The organism is Aquabacterium sp. (assembly GCF_034003525.1).
Taxonomy (GTDB): domain Bacteria; phylum Pseudomonadota; class Gammaproteobacteria; order Burkholderiales; family Burkholderiaceae_C; genus Aquabacterium.
In genome coordinates, this window is sequence record NZ_JAVEYN010000004.1 from 47,558 (window position 1) to 65,892 (window position 18,335).

General features: G+C 66.9%; 20 protein-coding genes and 1 riboswitch. Of the genes, 12 read left to right on the top strand and 8 right to left on the bottom strand.

Going from position 1 to position 18,335, the window contains the following annotated elements:
- The first annotated feature begins 320 nt into the window (after positions 1 to 320).
- The 3 genes from RBT42_RS03810 (at position 321) to nrdR (ending at position 3,422) form a co-directional block, all read left to right on the top strand.
- Complete coding sequence (locus RBT42_RS03810; protein ID WP_413785846.1) at positions 321 to 1,310, top strand: lytic transglycosylase domain-containing protein; 990 nt, start codon at positions 321 to 323, stop codon at positions 1,308 to 1,310.
- A 77-nt stretch (positions 1,311 to 1,387) separates the two neighbouring features.
- A riboswitch (ZMP/ZTP riboswitch) is annotated at positions 1,388 to 1,532 on the top strand.
- Positions 1,533 to 1,592: 60 nt separating this feature from the next.
- Positions 1,593 to 2,843, top strand: coding sequence for a serine hydroxymethyltransferase (glyA, locus tag RBT42_RS03815; RefSeq protein ID WP_320362535.1), 1,251 nt, complete (start codon positions 1,593 to 1,595; stop codon positions 2,841 to 2,843).
- 96 nt (positions 2,844 to 2,939) lie between these two features.
- Positions 2,940 to 3,422 (top strand): transcriptional regulator NrdR, encoded by a 483-nt coding sequence (gene nrdR, locus RBT42_RS03820; RefSeq protein ID WP_320362536.1) that lies wholly within the window; start codon positions 2,940 to 2,942, stop codon positions 3,420 to 3,422.
- Positions 3,423 to 3,461: 39 nt separating this feature from the next.
- Here the strand turns inward: nrdR and RBT42_RS03825 are convergent, their stop codons facing one another.
- The 5 genes from RBT42_RS03825 to RBT42_RS03845 are packed head-to-tail and all read right to left on the bottom strand — an operon-like array spanning position 3,462 to position 6,616.
- Positions 3,462 to 3,929, bottom strand: a complete 468-nt coding sequence (locus tag RBT42_RS03825) for a type IV pilin protein (RefSeq protein WP_320362537.1) — start codon at positions 3,927 to 3,929, stop codon at positions 3,462 to 3,464.
- Positions 3,926 to 4,648: a PilX N-terminal domain-containing pilus assembly protein gene (locus tag RBT42_RS03830; RefSeq protein ID WP_320362538.1), complete on the bottom strand. Its 723-nt coding sequence runs from the start codon at positions 4,646 to 4,648 to the stop codon at positions 3,926 to 3,928. The genes RBT42_RS03825 and RBT42_RS03830 overlap by 4 nt, the downstream gene beginning before the upstream one ends.
- Positions 4,649 to 4,650: 2 nt before the next feature.
- A complete protein-coding gene (locus RBT42_RS03835) occupies positions 4,651 to 5,520 on the bottom strand; it encodes a PilW family protein (RefSeq protein WP_320362539.1) in 870 nt (289 codons plus the stop codon).
- Positions 5,517 to 6,035: a type IV pilus modification protein PilV gene (gene pilV, locus RBT42_RS03840; protein WP_320362540.1), complete on the bottom strand. Its 519-nt coding sequence runs from the start codon at positions 6,033 to 6,035 to the stop codon at positions 5,517 to 5,519. The genes RBT42_RS03835 and pilV overlap by 4 nt, the downstream gene beginning before the upstream one ends.
- Entirely contained in the window at positions 6,035 to 6,616 is a 582-nt protein-coding gene (locus RBT42_RS03845; RefSeq protein ID WP_320362541.1) for a GspH/FimT family pseudopilin, read from the bottom strand. Before RBT42_RS03845 ends, pilV begins: the two co-directional genes overlap by 1 nt.
- Before the next feature lie 119 nt (positions 6,617 to 6,735).
- Between RBT42_RS03845 and ribD the strand changes: the two genes are divergently transcribed.
- The 6 genes from ribD to RBT42_RS03875 all read left to right on the top strand — a co-directional run bounded on the left by ribD (position 6,736) and on the right by RBT42_RS03875 (position 12,034).
- On the top strand, positions 6,736 to 7,887 hold the full coding sequence (gene ribD / locus RBT42_RS03850) for a bifunctional diaminohydroxyphosphoribosylaminopyrimidine deaminase/5-amino-6-(5-phosphoribosylamino)uracil reductase RibD (protein WP_320362542.1): 1,152 nt from the start codon (positions 6,736 to 6,738) through the stop codon (positions 7,885 to 7,887).
- Positions 7,888 to 7,925: 38 nt separating this feature from the next.
- Entirely contained in the window at positions 7,926 to 8,561 is a 636-nt protein-coding gene (locus tag RBT42_RS03855; protein WP_320362543.1) for a riboflavin synthase, read from the top strand.
- Positions 8,562 to 8,676: 115 nt separating this feature from the next.
- Complete coding sequence (gene ribBA, locus RBT42_RS03860) at positions 8,677 to 9,792, top strand: bifunctional 3,4-dihydroxy-2-butanone-4-phosphate synthase/GTP cyclohydrolase II (RefSeq protein WP_320362544.1); 1,116 nt, start codon at positions 8,677 to 8,679, stop codon at positions 9,790 to 9,792.
- A gap of 84 nt (positions 9,793 to 9,876) precedes the next feature.
- The gene (ribH, locus tag RBT42_RS03865) at positions 9,877 to 10,341 is read left to right on the top strand and encodes a 6,7-dimethyl-8-ribityllumazine synthase (RefSeq protein ID WP_320362545.1); all 465 of its coding nucleotides are present in this window, start codon (positions 9,877 to 9,879) and stop codon (positions 10,339 to 10,341) included.
- The gene (nusB, locus tag RBT42_RS03870; protein WP_413785844.1) at positions 10,338 to 10,862 is read left to right on the top strand and encodes a transcription antitermination factor NusB; all 525 of its coding nucleotides are present in this window, start codon (positions 10,338 to 10,340) and stop codon (positions 10,860 to 10,862) included. Before ribH ends, nusB begins: the two co-directional genes overlap by 4 nt.
- Positions 10,863 to 10,885: 23 nt before the next feature.
- Positions 10,886 to 12,034 (top strand): serine/threonine-protein kinase, encoded by a 1,149-nt coding sequence (locus RBT42_RS03875; protein ID WP_320362546.1) that lies wholly within the window; start codon positions 10,886 to 10,888, stop codon positions 12,032 to 12,034.
- 19 nt (positions 12,035 to 12,053) lie between these two features.
- Here RBT42_RS03875 and RBT42_RS03880 read toward each other — a convergent pair whose 3' ends face one another.
- Positions 12,054 to 13,616: a Ppx/GppA phosphatase family protein gene (locus RBT42_RS03880; protein WP_320362547.1), complete on the bottom strand. Its 1,563-nt coding sequence runs from the start codon at positions 13,614 to 13,616 to the stop codon at positions 12,054 to 12,056.
- Between the two features lie 79 nt (positions 13,617 to 13,695).
- On the opposite strand from RBT42_RS03880, the gene RBT42_RS03885 reads away from it, so the two are divergent.
- Positions 13,696 to 14,559, top strand: coding sequence for a ZIP family metal transporter (locus RBT42_RS03885; protein ID WP_320362548.1), 864 nt, complete (start codon positions 13,696 to 13,698; stop codon positions 14,557 to 14,559).
- A gap of 71 nt (positions 14,560 to 14,630) precedes the next feature.
- Here the strand turns inward: RBT42_RS03885 and RBT42_RS03890 are convergent, their stop codons facing one another.
- Together RBT42_RS03890 and RBT42_RS03895 are read right to left on the bottom strand one after the other, a co-directional pair.
- Entirely contained in the window at positions 14,631 to 15,554 is a 924-nt protein-coding gene (locus RBT42_RS03890; RefSeq protein WP_320362549.1) for a DMT family transporter, read from the bottom strand.
- A gap of 52 nt (positions 15,555 to 15,606) precedes the next feature.
- Entirely contained in the window at positions 15,607 to 16,731 is a 1,125-nt protein-coding gene (locus RBT42_RS03895) for an aromatic ring-hydroxylating dioxygenase subunit alpha (RefSeq protein WP_320362550.1), read from the bottom strand.
- 400 nt (positions 16,732 to 17,131) lie between these two features.
- On the opposite strand from RBT42_RS03895, the gene RBT42_RS03900 reads away from it, so the two are divergent.
- On the top strand, positions 17,132 to 17,386 hold the full coding sequence (locus RBT42_RS03900) for an exodeoxyribonuclease VII small subunit (protein WP_320362551.1): 255 nt from the start codon (positions 17,132 to 17,134) through the stop codon (positions 17,384 to 17,386).
- Positions 17,383 to 18,309, top strand: coding sequence for a farnesyl diphosphate synthase (locus RBT42_RS03905; RefSeq protein ID WP_320362552.1), 927 nt, complete (start codon positions 17,383 to 17,385; stop codon positions 18,307 to 18,309). The genes RBT42_RS03900 and RBT42_RS03905 overlap by 4 nt, the downstream gene beginning before the upstream one ends.
- The last annotated feature ends 26 nt before the right edge of the window (positions 18,310 to 18,335 follow it).

The window sequence follows — 18,335 nt, forward strand, 5'->3', positions numbered from 1 at the left end:
TTACAGGCTTGCCTAGAATCCGCCCCTGTTGGATCCGGTCACGATTTTTACCGGGTTTCCCCTTGCGCTGCACACCGCAGCGCAACGCTGCCAGCCCTGGCGTTTTCCCATGGGTCTGTTCGCCGATGTGCGCGACAGACCGTTCGCGGTGGTGAGTGACTTGCACGGTCCCGCCACTTTTCTGCCAGGGTCATTATCAATGCCGCACCTGCGCGGCGCGCGATCGAAGTCGATGGCGTGCCGGTTGTGAGTGTGGCGGCGAAGAAAGGAGCACCATGACAGCGTGTGAACGTGCAACGGCCGGCCCTGAGTCCGCCGTGATGGTTGAAGAAGTGGAAGTGTCTCAGACGACGGTGGCGTCGTCGTTCCAGCCGCAGGCCTGGCGTGCCGGTCTGCAGCAGTTTGTCCAGGATGTGTTGCTGGGTCTGCGCCGTGTGAGCCACAACGCCCTGGCGATGCTGGGCCTGGTGGCGGTGGTGGGCGTGGTCTTTCTGGCGGGACGCCCCGATGTGCGCCATCGCCTGGAGCACCAGACCCTGGGTTGGTTGACCGACCGTGCCACGTCGCGTGCGATGGCGAGCGACGATGCCGAGGCGTCCAGCCAGGATGTGCTGCTGGCCATGGCCGAGCCGGAAGCCATTCAGCGGGCCACCGCAACCGACCCGTCGGAGTTGAGTCGCCAGCAGGCGGCTGTGGCTTACTGGATTGCCCGTCGCTACAGCGTGGCACCTGAGCCCATCAGTCGCCTGGTGCAAGAGGCCTGGGACGTGGGGCAGCGTGCGGGTCTGGAGCCTACCTTGGTGCTGGCCATCATGGCGATCGAGTCGGGCTTCAATCCGTTCGCGCAGAGCCATGTGGGCGCGCAGGGCCTGATGCAGGTGATGACCGGCATCCACCGCGAGAAGTATGAAGTGTTCGGCGGGCGCAATGCGGCTTTCGACCCGGTGACGAATCTGCGTGTGGGGGTGCAGGTCCTCAAGGATTGCATCCGCCGTGCGGGCAGCCTCGAAGGTGGCCTGAAGTATTACGTGGGCGCCGCGAACATGACGCACGACGGTGGCTATGGCGCCAAGGTGCTGGCCGAGCAGGGTTTCTTGCGCCAGGTGGCCCTGGGCAAGCAGGTGCCGGTGAATGTGTCGAATGCACCACGTGTGGTGGCGCAGGCTCCGGCCCCGGTGGCGGCGTCGGCGGTTCAGTCATCGCAGGTCCCTGCGGTGACGGCACCTGTGTCGGCGGCCCCCGCTGCCAGCAGCGTCAAGCCGCCGGTCGCCAGCCCGGCCGTCGAGCAGGTGGCGATGCTCACGCTGTGAGTGTCTGAAATGGCATGGTGCGGTGGGCGACGGATACCCCCGCACTGGCGTGAGCCGGGCCCATGCCGCTACAATGGAAAACGCTGCGCAACTGGCGATAGATGACGTGCTGCTGTCACACAAGGACAGCATTGTCTGAGGTGGTGAACCACCGGGAAGCGCAGCCAGCCCTAGGGGCTTCCAATGCCCGGGCTGAGTCAGCCGTTCGCCTGGGCAGCCCTCACACCTGATCTGGATGGGTCAGTGCTGCGGGACTTCAACCTTGAAGAGGACTGCCAAGTCATGTTTGACCGTGCCCAACATACCATTGCCAACGTTGATCCTGAGCTGTTTGCAGCCATCCAGGCCGAGAACCAGCGTCAGGAAGACCACATCGAGCTGATCGCCTCCGAGAACTACACCTCGCCGGCCGTCATGGAAGCCCAAGGCTCCCAGCTGACCAACAAGTACGCCGAAGGCTATCCCGGCAAGCGCTACTACGGTGGCTGCGAGCACGTGGACGTGGTCGAGCAACTGGCCATCGACCGCCTGAAGGCCCTGTTCGGTGCCGAATACGCCAACGTGCAGCCGAACTCCGGCTCGCAAGCCAACCAGGCTGTGTTTTTCGGTCTGCTGCAGCCCGGTGACACCATCATGGGCCTGAGCCTGGCCGAAGGCGGCCACCTGACCCATGGCATGCCGCTGAACATGTCCGGCAAGTGGTTCAAGGTCGTGTCCTACGGTCTGAACGCTGCCGAAGACATCGACTACGACAAGATGGAAGCGCTGGCGCGTGAGCACAAGCCCAAGCTGATCATCGCCGGTGCCTCGGCCTTCGCGCTGCGCATCGACTTCGAGCGCTTTGCCAAGATCGCCAAGGAAATCGGCGCTTACTTCATGGTGGACATGGCCCACTACGCCGGCCTGATCGCTGCGGGCGTGTACCCCAACCCGGTGCCGCACGCTGACGTGGTCACCTCCACCACCCACAAGAGCCTGCGTGGCCCGCGTGGCGGCATCATCCTGATGCGTGGTGAAGAGATCGCCAAGAAGATCAACAGCGCCATCTTCCCTGGCATTCAGGGCGGTCCGCTGATGCACGTCATCGCCGGCAAGGCCGTGGCCTTCAAGGAAGCCGCTTCGCCCGAGTTCAAGGCCTACCAGCAGCAGGTGGTGAAGAACGCCGCCGCGCTGGCCGACACCCTGACGAAGCGCGGTCTGCGCATCGTCTCGGGCCGCACCGAAAGCCATGTGATGCTGGTGGACCTGCGTCCGAAGAACCTGACCGGCAAGGAAGCCGAAGCCATCCTGGGTCAGGCGCACATCACCTGCAACAAGAACGGCATCCCCAACGACCCGCAAAAGCCGATGGTGACTTCGGGCATCCGTCTGGGTTCGCCCGCGATGACCACCCGTGGTTTCAAGGAAGAGCAGGCCGTGCAGGTTGCCAACCTGATCGCCGACGTGCTGGACAACCCGCACGACGAAGCCACCATCGCTCGCGTTCGCGAGCAGGTGTCGGCCCTGACCAAGGCCTTCCCGGTCTATCGCTGAGCGCTGACGCCTTGATGCGTGCGTGATTCGGAACCCGGCTTGGATGTGATGTCCTCGCCGGGTTTTTGTTTGTCTTGAAACGAGAGATTCCCATCCATGCGTTGCCCCTTTTGCGGACACCACGACACCCAGGTTGTGGAGACGCGTGACTCCGATGAAGGCGATTCCACCCGTCGCCGTCGCAAGTGCCATGGCTGCGACAAGCGCTTCACGACCTATGAACGGGCGGAAATCGACCTGCCAGCCATCGTCAAGCGCGACGGTCGGCGCACCGATTACGACCGGGCCAAGCTCAAAGGCTCGATGCTGATTGCGCTGCGCAAGCGGCCAGTGAGTGCCGAGGCGCTGGAAGGCGCGCTGGAGGCTATCGAGGCCAAGTTGCGCCAGTGTGGCGAAAAGGAAGTGGTGTCGACGCAGTTGGGCGAATGGGTGATGCGCGAGTTGCGCAAGCTCGACAAGGTGGCCTATGTGCGCTTTGCGTCGGTGTACCGCAGCTTTGATGACGTCAGCGAGTTTGTCGCTGCCATCAAGGAGACGGGCAACAAGCGCGGCGCCAAGGAGGGCGCGAGCGATGACTGATCGGGAGATCGGTGAGTTGCGACGCCGCCGCGTGGGCGCCTAGCGCCAGCATTGCGCCACGTTGACCGTGGTGCCGGTGATGCCACGGGTGTGATGCTGGTTCAGCGTGAGGCTGCCGCACGGGTCGTGGGCCATGGGGCCGGTGGTCACCGGGGTGGCGCTCAGGGTGTAGCTGCCAGCGTCGGCCTGGGTGACGCTGATCGCGTAGTGCGCCGGGCCCTGGCGCGGGGACTGGTTCAGCGGGGCCGGTAGGCTCACGAGCGGCGCACTGGCATCACCCGTGTCGTAGCGGTGATGGGCGGCGTAGTGGCGCTGCATGAAGAAGGCTGCGTCCATCAGGGCAGCACGGGCATCGGCGCGGTGAGCCCGGTGCAGGTGCGTGGCGTAGCTGGGATAGGCCACGGCGGCGAGCATGCCCAGGAGGGCGAGCGTGGTCAGCATTTCCACGAGGGTGAAGCCCGTTGGGCGGCGGGGCGGGTGGCAGGGTCGCATGGCGCGGAAGTTCATGGGGAAGGTGGATTGAGCAGGGCGCGCCACACCCGGCTGTGCAGGCGCGGGCTGGAGGCCGGACTGGAGGCCGGACTGGCAGGGGTGACCGAGGTGACGGTGAGGGTCGCGACAGCGGGTGCGGAAGGCGCGCTGGCGGTGGTGGGGCTGGATGGCGCGATCGCCGGTGCGGCTGGGCACAGCGCGCTGTCTGGGATGCAGCGGTGCACCACGGACTGCACCCATGCCATGGCACCGCGGGTGGTACGTCCGGCGCTGTCAGCCTGGTGATCGGGGCTGAAGCCGCGCGCCGTGACGGTGATCAGATCTGGGTGGGCCGGGTGGTTTTCGAGTAGGCATTGGGGCCGTGAGGCTGGCACATAGGCGCTGTCGGCGGAGCTCATGGCGCTGGCGGGCACGGTGTGGGCCAGCGCGTGGCTGCCGTGCCAGCTGGACCAGAGCGTCCACAGCGCCGGGGCGGGTGACACGGGGGCGGGATGCACGGTGAGGGCTGGCGGGGTCTGCAAGAGGGCCTCTTCGCAGTGACGCAAACCGATGTGGGCCGCTTCCTTGGCCAGGCTTTCGAGTCGCACGTTGTGTGTGATCTGTTCGGCACTGAGGGCTGCGCGCAGCGACGCGCCGGACACCAGGCTGATCACCGCCAGCATGACGAGGACGACGATGAGCGCAATGCCGTGCTGGCTGGTCTGGGGGCGTCGGGAGAAGAGGTGCTCGGGCATGGTCACAGCGGATTGGGCAGGCTCACGGTGGTGTGAAAGGCACGGTAGAGGCGCCGATCCGGCGCCGTCTGCGTGAGACCCTGGCAGTCGGTGTAGCTCATCACGCTGTCTTGCACTTCCAGCTCGCTGCGCAGCACCAGACATAGGTGCACCGCTTTCACCTGGCGCCACAAGGGCGACGCCGACGGGGGCGTGGCGGTGCCGCTCACCTCTTGCGCGGTGAGGTAACGCAGCGTGAGGGCATCGGGGTCGCTGGCGGCCGGGGTGGCGATCCCATAGCGCAGATCCAGGTCCACGATGTGGTCGACCAGGGGTTGGGAGACGCTGTGGCCATTGCCTCGACAGGACAGGGTGTGGCCGTGGACGAAATAGCGGTTGTCTGCCAGGTGGTGGGTGCCATCGACCAGGGGCGTGCTGTTGCCCAGGCAGTCGGTAGGTGTGCCCGCCGCCGTGGCCAGCGTGTTGCGCGGGTCTGCCTCGTAGCGCACGACGAGGGCATCGGGTTGCTCAGGGTCGTCGTTGCAGGCGATGTCCTGCAGTTGAGGGTGTCCGATGCTGGTGGGGGTGATGCTACCGGTGCAGCCGAAGAGGCCGGGTCCGGTGAAGACGCGGGTGATCTGGCCCTGGCTGTCCAGGCCCGTGGGGTTGCCGTAGCCGGCCAGGGCGATCTGGGCACGCAGGATGGCCAGGGCCACACTGGCGTCTTCGGTCATTTGCGTGGTGGCCTGGGTGCTGCGGTAAGCGTGGCCGGAGCTCAGGTACAGCGCCAAGGCGGCGGCGATCACCGTCAGGCCCAGGGTGAGGCCGACCAGCAGCTCGACCAGGCTCAGGCCGCGCTGTTGGCGTGCCAGGAGGGCATGGGCTGAGCTCACAGGGCGATCCGAAGGTAGAGGCAGCGGGTGTGGGCGTCCAGGCTCAGGTCGGCGGGGCAGCGGTCGTGCGCCTGGCCGCCGGCCTGGTCGGCTTCGTCCCAGAGCACCCAGACGTCGGCTTGCGTGCTGACGGTGCGGACATGGCCTCGCCCCTGGGGCAGGCTGCTCGCGAGCTGTTGCTGCCATTGAGCCAGATCGGCTGCGGCCATCTCGTCGAAGGTGCACACCGACGGACCTTGGCACGCATCAGCCGGAAGAGGTGCCGCAGGCGCCGCAGCGGTGCTGAGATCGTAGGCGCCCCAGTCGCCCAGAGGGGCGGGGTTGGCGCGCATGCGGTCCGCCAGATCGTGGGCGAGCAGGGTGGCCCGGGCGCGGGCGTCGGTGGTCTGGCTGTGCTGGATGGCATGCGCCTGCATGGCGGTCATGGCCAGCACGCCGAAGGACATCAAGAGCATGGCCATCAGCACCTCGACGAGGGTGGCACCGCGCTGGCGTGAAAGGCAAGGGTGTGGCATCAACAGGCTCCTGGCAGAACGCGGACGCGGCCAGAGACGGCCAGGCGCACGCAGCGTTGGGGGTGGGGTGACGCGGTGCTGCCCGATGACAGGGTCTGGACGAGGAAGCTGGCGTTGTTGGCCACGGCCAGCCCCTGTCCGCCAAAGGTGATGGCCGGCTTGCTGTGGGCCAGCAGCAGGCCGACCGTCGGGGGCAGGGCCTGCTGCAGGTGCAGCAGCGTTTCGTGTGCGTCCTGCACCTTGTTGCCGTTGGCGTCGGCAAAGATCAGCCAGCCGGTCGACCAGTTGGTGCTGGCGCCGGCACACACCGGGGTCGCGGCGTCTGGCGCCGGGGTGTTGCAGATGGTGACGCGCTGGTGGCGTTTGACGGCCTCGGCGCGTGCCAGCCGCAGGGCATCGGCCAGGGCGCTGGCCTGGGTGGCCACGGTGCGCTGATCGAGCAGCGCGCGCAGGCCGGGTGCGCCGAGGGCGGTCAGGACACCGAGGATGGCCAGCGTGACCAGCAGCTCGACCCAGGTGAAGCCGCGTGGCACGGTGCGGGGCCGAGCGCGGCGAGGAAAGTGGGGTGGAAGATGGGGCATGCGCTGCATTCTTGTGAGCGATCGGGGGCGCGAAGGCCTGATCCCCAGAAGGGGCGGGAGCGCTTTGCGTCAAAATCGCCCCCATTCCCCCTTCGAGGGGCACCCCAAGGGATGAACTGGTGCAGACCTTTTGCAACAACAGCGATGAGCTTCATGTGGCCCGGGCGGTCACGCTGGCGCGGCAGGCGATCGGCCTGTCGGATCCCAACCCGCGTGTGGGCTGTGTGCTCACCGACGCTGCGGGGCTGGTGATCGGGGAGGGGCACACGCAGCAGGCCGGCGGCCCTCATGCCGAAGTGATGGCCTTGCGTGACGCGCAGGCTCGTGGACACCGCACCCGCGGCGCGACCGCCTATGTGGCGCTGGAGCCTTGTTCGCACCATGGGCGCACGCCCCCGTGCGCCGAGGCCCTGGTGCGTGCCGAGGTGGCGCGAGTCGTCGTGGTGCTGATGGACCCCAATCCTCTGGTCGCCGGGCAAGGGGTGGCGCTGTTGCGCGCGGCGAGCATCACCGTCGATGTCTTGCCGGCAGATCATCCCCAGGCCGTGGCCATGCGCGAACTGAACATCGGATTCCTCTCGCGCATGGTGCGCCATCGTCCCTGGGTGCGCATGAAGATCGCGACGTCGCTCGATGGCCGCACCGCGCTGGACAATGGCGACAGCCAATGGATCACGGCGCCAGCCGCTCGCGCCGACGGTCAGGTGTGGCGCGCCCGCGCCGGGGCGGTGCTCACCGGCATTGGCACGGCGATTGACGATGATCCGCGCCTGGATGTGCGGGCCATTGAGGTGGCGCGCCAGCCCCTGCGTGTCGTGCTGGATTCGCGCTGGTGCCTGCCACCCACGGCGCGCCTGCTGCAGCCGCCCGGCGAGGTGCTGGTCTATGGCCTGGCCGATGAGTCGGGCGAAGCGCAGGCGGCGCGTCTGGCCTTGTCCGCGAAAGGGGCCAGCGTGGCCGTGCTGCCGGCCGATGTCAGCGGTCGCCACCTGGACCTGGGCGCCGTGCTCGCCGACCTGACCGCGCGCGGCATCAACGAATTGCATGTGGAGGCCGGGGCCCGCCTGAACGCCGCCCTCATCGAAGGCGACTGGGTGGACGAGTACCTGCTCTACCTGGCGCCCAAGCTGGTGGGACCGGGCCGCGGGCTGGCGGCCTTGTCGCCGCTGAACCGCATGGCAGATGCGCGCACCCTGACATTCCACGCCGTCGAGCAGGTGGGCGAGGATCTGCGTATCCTTGCGCGACCCGCAGGCCGGGCCGAATTCTGATCACGTCTTCTTCAATTTTTCTGGATGGGTTTTGCACCATGTTCACCGGCATCATCACTGGCGTGGGCCAGATCGTCGACTCGCAACCGTTGGGCGCTGACGCCAGCCACGGCCGCCGCCTGACCCTGCAGGCGCCCGCGGGCTACCTCGACGGCGTGGGCCTGGGTGACAGCATCGCCATCAACGGCGCCTGCATGACCGTGACCTCGTTCGACGTGGCCGCCGGTCGCTTCACCATTGACGTGTCGGCCGAAAGCCTGGCGCGCACCGTGGGCCTGGATCAGCGGGGCACCGTCAACATGGAGCAAGCCTTGCGCTCGCACGACCGCCTGGGCGGCCACATCGTCACCGGCCACGTCGATGACGTGGGTGAGGTGGTGGTGTTCGAGCCGGTGGGCGAATCGTGGCTGCTGCAGATTCGCGCACCGCGCACCCTGGCGCGTTTCCTGGCCTACAAGGGTTCGATCACCGTCAACGGCGTGAGCCTGACGGTCAACAGCGTGCAGGACGCCGCCGACGGCAGTACCGTGTTCAGCATCAACCTGATCCCGCACACCATCGAGAACACCGCGCTGGGCACCCTGAAGGTGGGCGGCAAGGTGAACCTGGAAGTGGACCTGATCGCCCGCTATGTGGAACGCATGCTCGGCGCCGAAGGCAAGCTGGGCGCCTGACCGCCATCCCTCAGATGTGAAGAAGCGCCGTCTTGGCGCTTCGGAAGGCCTGTTTTCGATGGGGACGCCCCCGTCTTGTCCTCTGATCCGGGTCTGAGAAGCCTACAATCCTGCCATGCCCATTTCTCCTATTCCTGAGCTGATTGCCGAACTCGCCGCCGGTCGCATGGTCATCCTGGTGGATGAAGAAGACCGCGAAAACGAGGGCGATCTCGTCATTGCCTCCGAGCACGTCACGCCCGAGGCGATCAACTTCATGGCCAAGTACGGCCGCGGCCTGATCTGCCTGACGCTGACGCGCGAGCGCTGCGAGCGGCTGCAACTGCCCCCGATGGCCACCCGCAACGGCACCAAGCATGGCACGGCCTTCACCGTGTCCATCGAGGCGACCGAAGGCGTGACCACCGGCATCTCGGCCGCCGACCGCGCTCGCACCGTGCAGGCCGCCGTGGCCCGTGACGCCAAGCCGACTGACTTGGTGCAACCTGGGCACATCTTCCCGCTGCAGGCGCAAGACGGTGGTGTGCTGATGCGCGCCGGCCACACCGAAGCCGGTTGCGACATGGCGCGCATGGCTGGGCTGACGCCCTCGTCGGTGATCTGCGAGATCATGAACGACGACGGCACCATGGCTCGTCTCCCGGATCTGGAAGTGTTCGCCAAGGAACACAACCTCAAGATTGGCACTATCGCCGACCTGATCCAGTACCGCAGCCGCAACGAGTCGCTGATCGAACGTCTGGGCGAGCGCACCATGCAGACGCCCGAGGGTGCGTTCGAGACCTCGGTGTTCCGCGACCGCACCGGTGCCGTGCACCTGGCGCTGACCGTGGGCAACTGGACCCCTGACGACGAGGTGCTGGTGCGCGTGCACGAGCCCCTGTCGGTGATGGACTGGCTGGATGCGGGCAACAGCGCGCACGCCTGGCCCCTGCCCAAGGCGCTGGCCGCCGTGCGCGAAGCCGGCCGTGGCGTGGTGGTGCTGCTCAACGCCGGTGACGAGGCCGAGCGCCTGCTGGAGCGTGCCTTGCCGACGGAGCCGCAAACGCCGGCCAAGCAACCAGTGGACCTGCGCACCTATGGCGTGGGTGCCCAGATCCTGCGCACCCTCGGTGTGCAGCGCATGCGCCTGATGGGCAACCAGCGTCGCATGCCCAGCATGGTCGGCTACGAGCTGGAGGTCGTCGGCTTCCTGACGGCCGACGGGACACGTCTGGATCCGTCCAACTGAAGAGGGCACACCTGGCGCACCGCCTGCCCTGACCTCCCGCTCTTTACTTTCTGATTTTTCGCTCTTTTTTCTGGATCACACACTATGCAAGGCGCTGACAAAGGACAAGCCGGCCGACTCGATGGACACGATCTGCGTGTCGGCATCGTGCAAGCCCGTTTCAATGACGAACTGACTTCCCGGATGGCGGCGCTGTGCATTGAGGAGCTGACAGCACTCGGTGTGCAGGCCAAGCACATCCAGCACGTGACCGTGCCGGGTGCCCTGGAAGTGCCGGTGGCTTTGCAGGCCATGGCCGACAGCGAGCGCTTTGACGCCCTGGTGGCCCTGGGTTGCATCATCCGCGGCGAGACCTACCACTTCGAGTTGGTGTCCAACGAAAGCGGTGCGGGCGTGACCCGCGTCAGCCTGGACCACCATGTGCCCATCGCCAATGCCATCCTGACCGTGGAAAACCAGGCTCAGGCCGAGGCCCGCGTGGAAGAAAAGAGCCGCGACGCCGCCCGTGTGGCCGTCGAGATGGCCAACCTGCTGGACGAACTGCTGTGAGCGACGCGAGCGACACCCCCAAGTCCGCGCCGCTGCAAGGCCGTCCCGCCCGCAAGCCGGGTGCGCCCGGTGCGCCTCGCGCCAAGTCGTCGCGCCGCCGTGCGCGCGAGTTCGCCTTGCAAGGCCTGTACGAATGGCAGCTGAACACCCGCGATGGGGGCTCGGTCGATGCCCACATCCGCGAGCAGGAAGACTTCGCACGCTGTGACCGTGGTCACTACGACGCCTTACTGCATGGCTGCATCGAGCAATGCGCGCAACTCGACGCCCAGTTGCTGCAGTTCCTCGATCGCCCGGTCGAAGAGCTCTCGCCCGTGGAGCACGCGGTGCTGTGGATCGGCGTCTACGAGCTGACCCATTGCCTGGACGTGCCCTACAAGGTCGCCATCAACGAGGCGGTGGAGCTGGCCAAGAGCTTTGGCGGCACCGATGGTCACAAGTACGTCAACGGCGTGCTCGATCATCTGGCGCCTCAGCTGCGTCCGGATGAAGTCAAGGCCGCTCGGCCGGCATCGCGCTGACGCACCCAGGAGGGCTCCGATCCGTGACGCAGCGGCCCGCCCCTTCTCTGGCTGACACCCAGCCCAACCAGGTCGATGTCGATCGCCTGGTGCCGGACAACCAGGACACGGTCATCCTGACCCGCCCGTTCCCGGATGCCGACGAGGCCGCGATCGAGGCACGCCGGGGGCGCACGGAGAACCTGCCCACCATCGGGCACATCTCGCGCTACGCGCTGAAGTACACGCTCGGTGAGGGGGGGCTGGGCACGGTGTATGCCGCGCACGATCCGCTGTTGTCGCGGGCGGTGGCGATCAAGACCCTGCATGTGGACCCGTCGATGACGGATCCCGAGCGCTTCAACGCCCTGTTCCTGAACGAGGCGCGCGCGGCCGGCGGGCTCAGTCATCCGCAGATCGTGACCGTCTATGACGCCGGCACAAGCGAGCAGGGGCCTTACATTGCGATGGAGTTGCTGCGCGGCAAGGACCTGCGCCAGCTGTTGGCCCAGGGCTGGCGCCCGACGCCTTCTCAGGCCGCCCTCATCGTGCGGCGCGTGGCCGATGCGCTGTCCTACGCCCATCACAAGGGCGTGATCCACCGCGACATCAAGCCGGCCAACATCTTCATGACAGGGCGCACCCAGCCGCGTGTGCTGGACTTCGGCATCGCCCGCATCCGCCAGGCCGAGTCGCTGGCGCAGCGCGAAGACCCGCAAAGCCGCTTCCACGAGCTGGTGGGCGGCTCGCCGTATTACATGTCGCCCGAACAGGTGCGCCGCCTGCCGGTGGACCGCCGGGTGGATGTGTACGCGCTGGGCGTGGTCTTGTACGAGTTGCTGACCGGACAGCGCCCCTTTGCCGGCAACAGCCTGGAAGAGATCGCCGAGGCGGTGTTGCGCCAGCCCGTGCCCTTGGCGCATGAGGTCAACCCCGAAGTGCCTCGCGCGCTCTCCGAGATCGTGGCACAGGCCATGCACCGCGAGCGCGATCAGCGCACCCGCTCGGCCCGTCGCCTGTCGCAAGCCTTGCGGGACTGGATTGAGCGCACCGATGAGCCCGAAACGCCTGCCGAGGGACGCAGCGCGACACGGCCAGAGCGGGGCAGCGGCGTCAGGCGCTGGTTGCTGCCCTTGGCCGCCTTGGGTTGGGGGCTGGCGCTGGCCGGCATCGGCTGGGCGATCTGGCGCTGAGCGCCCGCCCACGCCCGGCTCAGGCCACCAGGGCCACTTCCAGCTGACGGCGCCCTTGCGCGCCCCAGCGGCGCATTTCTTCGTCGAGCAGGTGCAGGGTCCGCGGGTGCTGGACGGACCAGCGCTTGTTGACCATCAGCTTGATCTTGCCGCGACCGCGCTGCAGACTGACCACCCGGGGCGGCAGGTCGACGCGGGCGTGGTGCAGGATGATGGCCAGACGCAGGCACAGCACCTGCGACATCAGCGCCTGATCCTGGAAATGTTCCACCAGCTTGATCAGCTCACCACGCTGACCCAGCACCAGCGTCGCCAGGCGCCGCAGCTGTGACTGCGAGAAACTGGACGCGTCCACATGGCCCAGCAGGTAGGCGCTGTGGCGGTGGTGGTCATGGTGCGAGACCATCATGCCGATTTCATGCAGGGCACTGGCCCAGCCCAGTTCGCGGGCATGTTCGCCATCGGAACTGGCCAGGGGTTCGGCCAGCTCCTGCCACAGGCTCAGGGCACGCTGGCGCACGCGCTGGGCCTGGGTCGGGTCCACCCGGAAGCGCTGCTGCAGCTCGCGCACGGAGGTGTCACGCGGGTCCAGCAGGCGGTGGTTGCGCGCCGCCTCGACCCGCTCTTCCAGGTCGAAGATCACGCCCTGGCGCAGGGCGCCCTTGGCGGGCTTGAGCGCCTCGTTGTCGAAGTGCGAGGCCTGGGTGTTGAGGATGCACTGGCCACCTGCCAGCACGGGCTTGCGCTCGGATTTGTGGCCGGGCAGGGCGAGCAGCTCGGCCGAGCCGGATTCGATGCAGCGTTCGATGCACCAGCGCAGGCCCTCGGGCGTGATGCTGCCATCGGTGATGCCGTTGGCCGCGAGGATCTGCGACACCGCCCCCACTGTGCCGGACGAACCCAGGGCCTCCTGCCAGTGCTGGCGCTCGAACAGGGTGAGCGCTTCCTCCAGCTCGGCGCCGGCCGCGATTTGGGCGGCGCGGAAGTTCTCGGCGGTGTACTGGCCCTGCGGGAAGTGCTGCATCGACAGGCTCACGCTGCCGATGCCGAAGGACTCCTTGCGGATCGGGGTGCGACCGTGGCCCAGGATCATCTCGGTGGAGCGCCCACCGATGTCGATGACCAGGCGCGGCAGCTCGCTGGGCTGCAGCCGCGACACACCCAGGTAGATCAGGCGCGCTTCCTCGCGGCCGGCGATCACCTCGATGCGGTGCCCGAGCACGCGGTCGGCGCGCTGCAGGAAGGCGTCGCGGTTGCGGGCTTCGCGCAAGGTCTGGGTGGCGACGGCGCGCACCTGCCAGGGGGCGAAGCCTTTGAGACGCTGAGCAAAGCCGGCCAGGCAGGACAGCCCGCGTTGGGTGGCCTCTTCGGTCAGCATGCCGTGGCTGTCGAGTCCGCCGCCCAGCCGCACCGTTTCCTTGAGGTACTCGATGCGCTTGTAGCGACCCTTGACCAGCTGGCCAATTTCGAGTCGGAAGCTGTTGGAGCCCATGTCGATGGCAGCCAGCAGGTCGGGGTAACGGCTCTGCTCCAGGCTGGTGGCGGGGGCTTTGCTCGTCTTGGCGGTCAGCATCTTGTCCATGGACGATATTGTCGCTGCTTTGTCGGGCGGATCGCTGCAGTGCATCAAAGCCTGTTGACAGCATTGATAAGATGTTCTCATGACCTTGACTTACATCGTGACCGCCACCTTTCTGGGCGGTCTGATCTCGGTGCTGCTCGCTGCGGCACTGTCTGCGCCCCTGCTGGGCTTGATTGTTCGCCACCTCGTGAGCCTGTCGACCGGCGTGCTGCTGGGGACGGCCTTGTTGCACGTGCTGCCCGAGGCGTTTGGCTCGGGCGTGCCGCCACAGGCTCTGTTTCTCACGCTGCTGGGGGGCTTGCTGTTTTTCTTCTTGCTGGAGAAGGCGGAGCTCTATCGACATGGTCACCACCATGAGCACGACCATCACGATCACCACCATGGTTTCGATGCCGAACAGGCGGGGCGCGGTGGCTGGAGCGTGCTGGTGGGTGACAGCATCCACAACTTCTGCGATGGCGTGCTGATTGCGGCGGCGTTCCTGGCCGATCCGCAACTGGGCATCGTCACGGCGCTGGCCATCATCGCGCACGAGATCCCGCAGGAGGTGGGCGACTACATAGTGCTGATCAACGCCGGTTTTTCTCGCATGCGGGCGCTTGCTTACAACGCCCTGTCAGGCCTGGCGGCCGTGGCCGGTGGGGTGCTGGGCTACTTCCTCATTGGTCCGTGGCAAGAGTACCTGCCTTACATGATGGTGGTGGCGGCCAGCAGCTTTGTGTACGTGGCGGTGGCCGACCTGATCCCGCAGTTGCAAAAACGCCTGAGCGGGCGGGACACCGTCATGCAGATCGTGTGGATGGGCGCAGGCTTGCTGTTGATTGGCAGCATCGTCAGCGTGCTCCACGGCTCGCATGAGCATGAGCACGCAGGGCATGCCCATGAGGCGGCGCCCCATGCCGACGCGGCGTCGGGGGCGCATCACGACCACGACGATCACTGAAGGCGGGCCGTTCGCGCAGCGGTGGCGCGCTGATGGAGAGCCGCCCTGGCTGGCTTTGCCATCCCGGTGGCTCAGGGCTTGTCGGCGGCTTGGGGTGACGTGGCGCTGGGCTTGCCTGCCGGTTTGAGCCGGGCGGCCACCATGCCCGAACCCACGATGAGGGCCATGCCCAGCAGCGCATCCAGCCCCAGGGTTTCGCCAAACAGCACGGTGCCCAGCAGCCCGGCATGGACGATGCCCAGATACTGCAGGTTGGCATTGACCAGGGTGCTGCCGCGCGCATAGGCCCGCGTCATCAGCAGTTGCGCGATGGTGGCAAAGGCGCCCACGCCGAACAGGGCCAGCCAGGAGCGAGGCGGGATGTCAGACAGCGGGGTCGGGTTGACCTGGCCGGGCAGCAGCCAGAACAAGGCGCCCAGCACCGAACCCATCAGCGAGAAGTAAAACACCACGCGGACCTCCGGCTCGCCCGCGCGGCCCAGCGCGGTCACCTGCAGGTAAGCCGTGGCCGACAGCATGCCGGACGCCAGACCGATGAGGCCCGCCCAGATCTGGTCCTGGTTCAAGGTGGGGTGCAGCACCAGGGCCACACCGCCAAAGCCCACCGCGATGGCCGCGATCAGGCGGCGATCGATGCGGGGGCCACCCAGAAAGGTCGCCTGCACGAGCAGGAACACGGCCATCCACACCGAGGACATGTAGTTCAGCGTGACCGAGGTCGCCAGCGGCAACTGGGCCATGCTGTAGAACCACATCGACAGGGCGAACACGCCGGCCAGGCCGCGGCGCACATGCAGCATGGGCACGCGGGTGCGCAGGCTGGTGGCGGTGGTGCGGGCCACGATCAGCATGATCACGGCGCCCACGGTGCCGCGCGCGCTCACGACGGCGGCGGTGCCGAAGTCGTGCGAGGCGAACTTGACGCACACCCCCATGGCGGCGAACAGCAAGGTGGCCAGCACCATCTGGACGTAAGGGGAGGCGCGTGGAGGCATCGTGGTGAAGGAAAAAGCCGCCCGAAGGCGGCTTGGGTCAGTACAGCAGGCTTCAGTCCTTGAAGTCCATCGCGCGTCGGTACCACTCGTGGAAGTGCTGCATGCCGTCTTCCATCGGGCTTTGGTAAGGGCCGACTTCGTTGTCGCCGCGCTCGAACAGGGCCTTGCGGCCGGCGTCCATGCGCTCCGCGATCTCGTCGTCCTCGATGCAGGTCTCCATGTAGGCGGCCTGCTGGGCTTCGACGAACTCGCGCTCGAAGGCCGCGATCTCTTCGGGGTAGTAGAACTCCACCACGTTGAGGGTCTTCTGCGGGCCTTGCGGGTACATGTTGGATACGACCAGCACGTGCGGGTACCACTCCACCATCATCGTGGGGTAGTAGGTCAGCCACACGGCGCCTTGCGTGGGCTTTTCGCCGTTGCGGTAGCGCATGACCACGTCGTGCCACTTCTTGTAGACGTCCGAGCCCGGCTTGTCGAAGGTGCTGGCCACGCCCACGGTTTGCACCGAGTACTCCTTGGCCATGTCCCAGCGCAGGTCGTCGCAGGTCACGAAGTTGCCCAGTCCGGGGTGGAAGGGGCCGACGTGGTAGTCCTCCAGATAGACCTCGATGAAGGTCTTCCAGTTGTAGTTGCACTCGTGCAGTTCCACCCGGTCGAGCACAAAGCCACTGAAGTCCAGATCGCCACCGGGTTTGAAGCGGGCATCGATGCCGGCGAGGTCGGCGGCGATGTCGCGGCCGTTGTCCTCGAACAGCAGGCCGTTCCAGTTGCGGATCTTGTAGTTGTTCAGGTTCAGGCAGGGGTCATGATCGAAGTGCGGCGCACCGATCAGCTCGCCCTTGTGGCTGTAGGTCCAGCGGTGCAGCGGGCACACGATGTTGTGCCGGCTGTTGCCGCGGCCCTTGAGCATGACGGCCTGCCGGTGGCGGCAGACGTTGGAGATCAGCTCGATGCCCTCGGGGGTGCGCACGAGCGCGCGGCCTTCGCCTTCCTGAGCCAGTGCATGATAGTCGCCCACCTCGGGCACGCTCAAGGCGTGGCCCAGGTAGCGAGGACCGGACTGAAAGATGCGTGCAAGCTCCTCCTTGTACAGTGATTCGTCGAAATAGACGGACACGGGCAGCTGCGTGCGGCTGCGGTGAAGGGCGTTGAGCGCAGGACTCAGGTCAGACATGATCCCCAGGATCTCCAAAAACCAATGTCAACCCACCTCGGTGCCAGCAAACAAAGGCGATCCGAGGCTTGAAACATCCCTGGCGGTGCCAGGGGGCGAAAGGTCCGCGAGGCCGTCCTGACAGCCAAAATCAGGCTGGTCCTGCTGGCAACGGGGTTGGCAGGACGGCAGGTCGGGCAGCGCGGGAGGGGGCGATTGTACCCGCTAGGGGGTTTTCCGGGGGATCTGCGCCATGTCCGCACCCTGAGGGAGGTCAAAGACGGCGCGGGTGGGCTGGTGCCAGTCAGGCCCCCCGATGTGTGGGCAAAGGCCTGCGGCCGCGTGCAGGATTGGCAGGCCGGGCCCGCACGTCCGAAATAGAATACACGTTTGCCCCCAACCGGCGCCGACCGGCGAGTCCATGGCCAGATCCTCTTCGACATCCAGCACCAACGCGGCAGCGTCTTCTGTGCCGCCCACCTACGAAGCCGCCCTGGCCGAGCTGGAGCAACTGGTGGGGCAGATGGAATCGGGGGCCTTGCCGCTGGAGCAATTGCTGAACAGCTATCAGCGTGGCGCCGAGCTGCTGAAGTTCTGCCGTGGCCGCCTCCAGGCCGTGGAAGAGCAGGTCAAGCTGCTGGAAGACGGGCAACTCAAGTCCTGGGATGCCGAATGAACGCGCTGGATTTTCAGGCATGGTCGGAGGCTGTGCTGAGCCGTGTCGAGACGGCCTTGTCGAACTGGGTGCCCGCGTCGGCGCCCGCCGGTTTGGGCGAGGCCATGCGCTATGGCGTGCTCGATGGCGGCAAGCGCCTGCGTGCCCTGCTGGTGCAGGCGGCGGCCGAGGCCACGGGCGCGGGTGCAGACGTGATCGGCGCCGAGGCCGCTCTGCGCGCAGCGGCGGCGGTGGAACTGATCCACGCCTACTCGCTGGTGCACGACGACATGCCCTGCATGGACAACGACGTGCTGCGCCGTGGCAAGCCCACGGTGCACGTGCAGTTTGGCGAGGCGCAGGCCATGCTGGCGGGCGATGCCATGCAGGCGCTGGCTTTTGAAGTGCTGACCCCGGACGAGGGAGAGGGCGCGGGCATGTCGCCCGCCTTGCAGGCGCGTCTGGTGCGGGTGCTGGCCCGCGCGTCCGGTCAGGCCGGCATGGCTGGTGGGCAGGCGATCGACTTGGCCAACGTCGGCCAGTCGCTGGACGAGGCCACCTTGCGCGACATGCACCAGCGCAAGACGGGGGCCTTGCTGCGCGCCAGCGTGCAGATGGGCGCGGCCTGTGGTGGCGTGGCGGCGGACAGCCCCGCCTGGCAGGCCTTGACGGACTACGGGCACGCCATCGGTCTGGCCTTCCAGATCGTGGACGACGTGCTGGACGAGACTCAGGGCTCGGAGACCCTGGGCAAGACGGCAGGCAAGGATGCCGATGCCAACAAGCCGACCTATGTGCGCCTGCTCGGCCTTGAAGGCGCGCGCCAGGAAGCCGCTACCCTGCTGACCGAAGCCCTGGCGGCACTGACGCGCAGTGGTCTGGGCGACGCCGCCACGGCCCCCTTGCGGGGCCTGGCCGAGCGCATCGTTCACCGCGACCACTGACTCACACCGAACAATCCTTCGAGGAT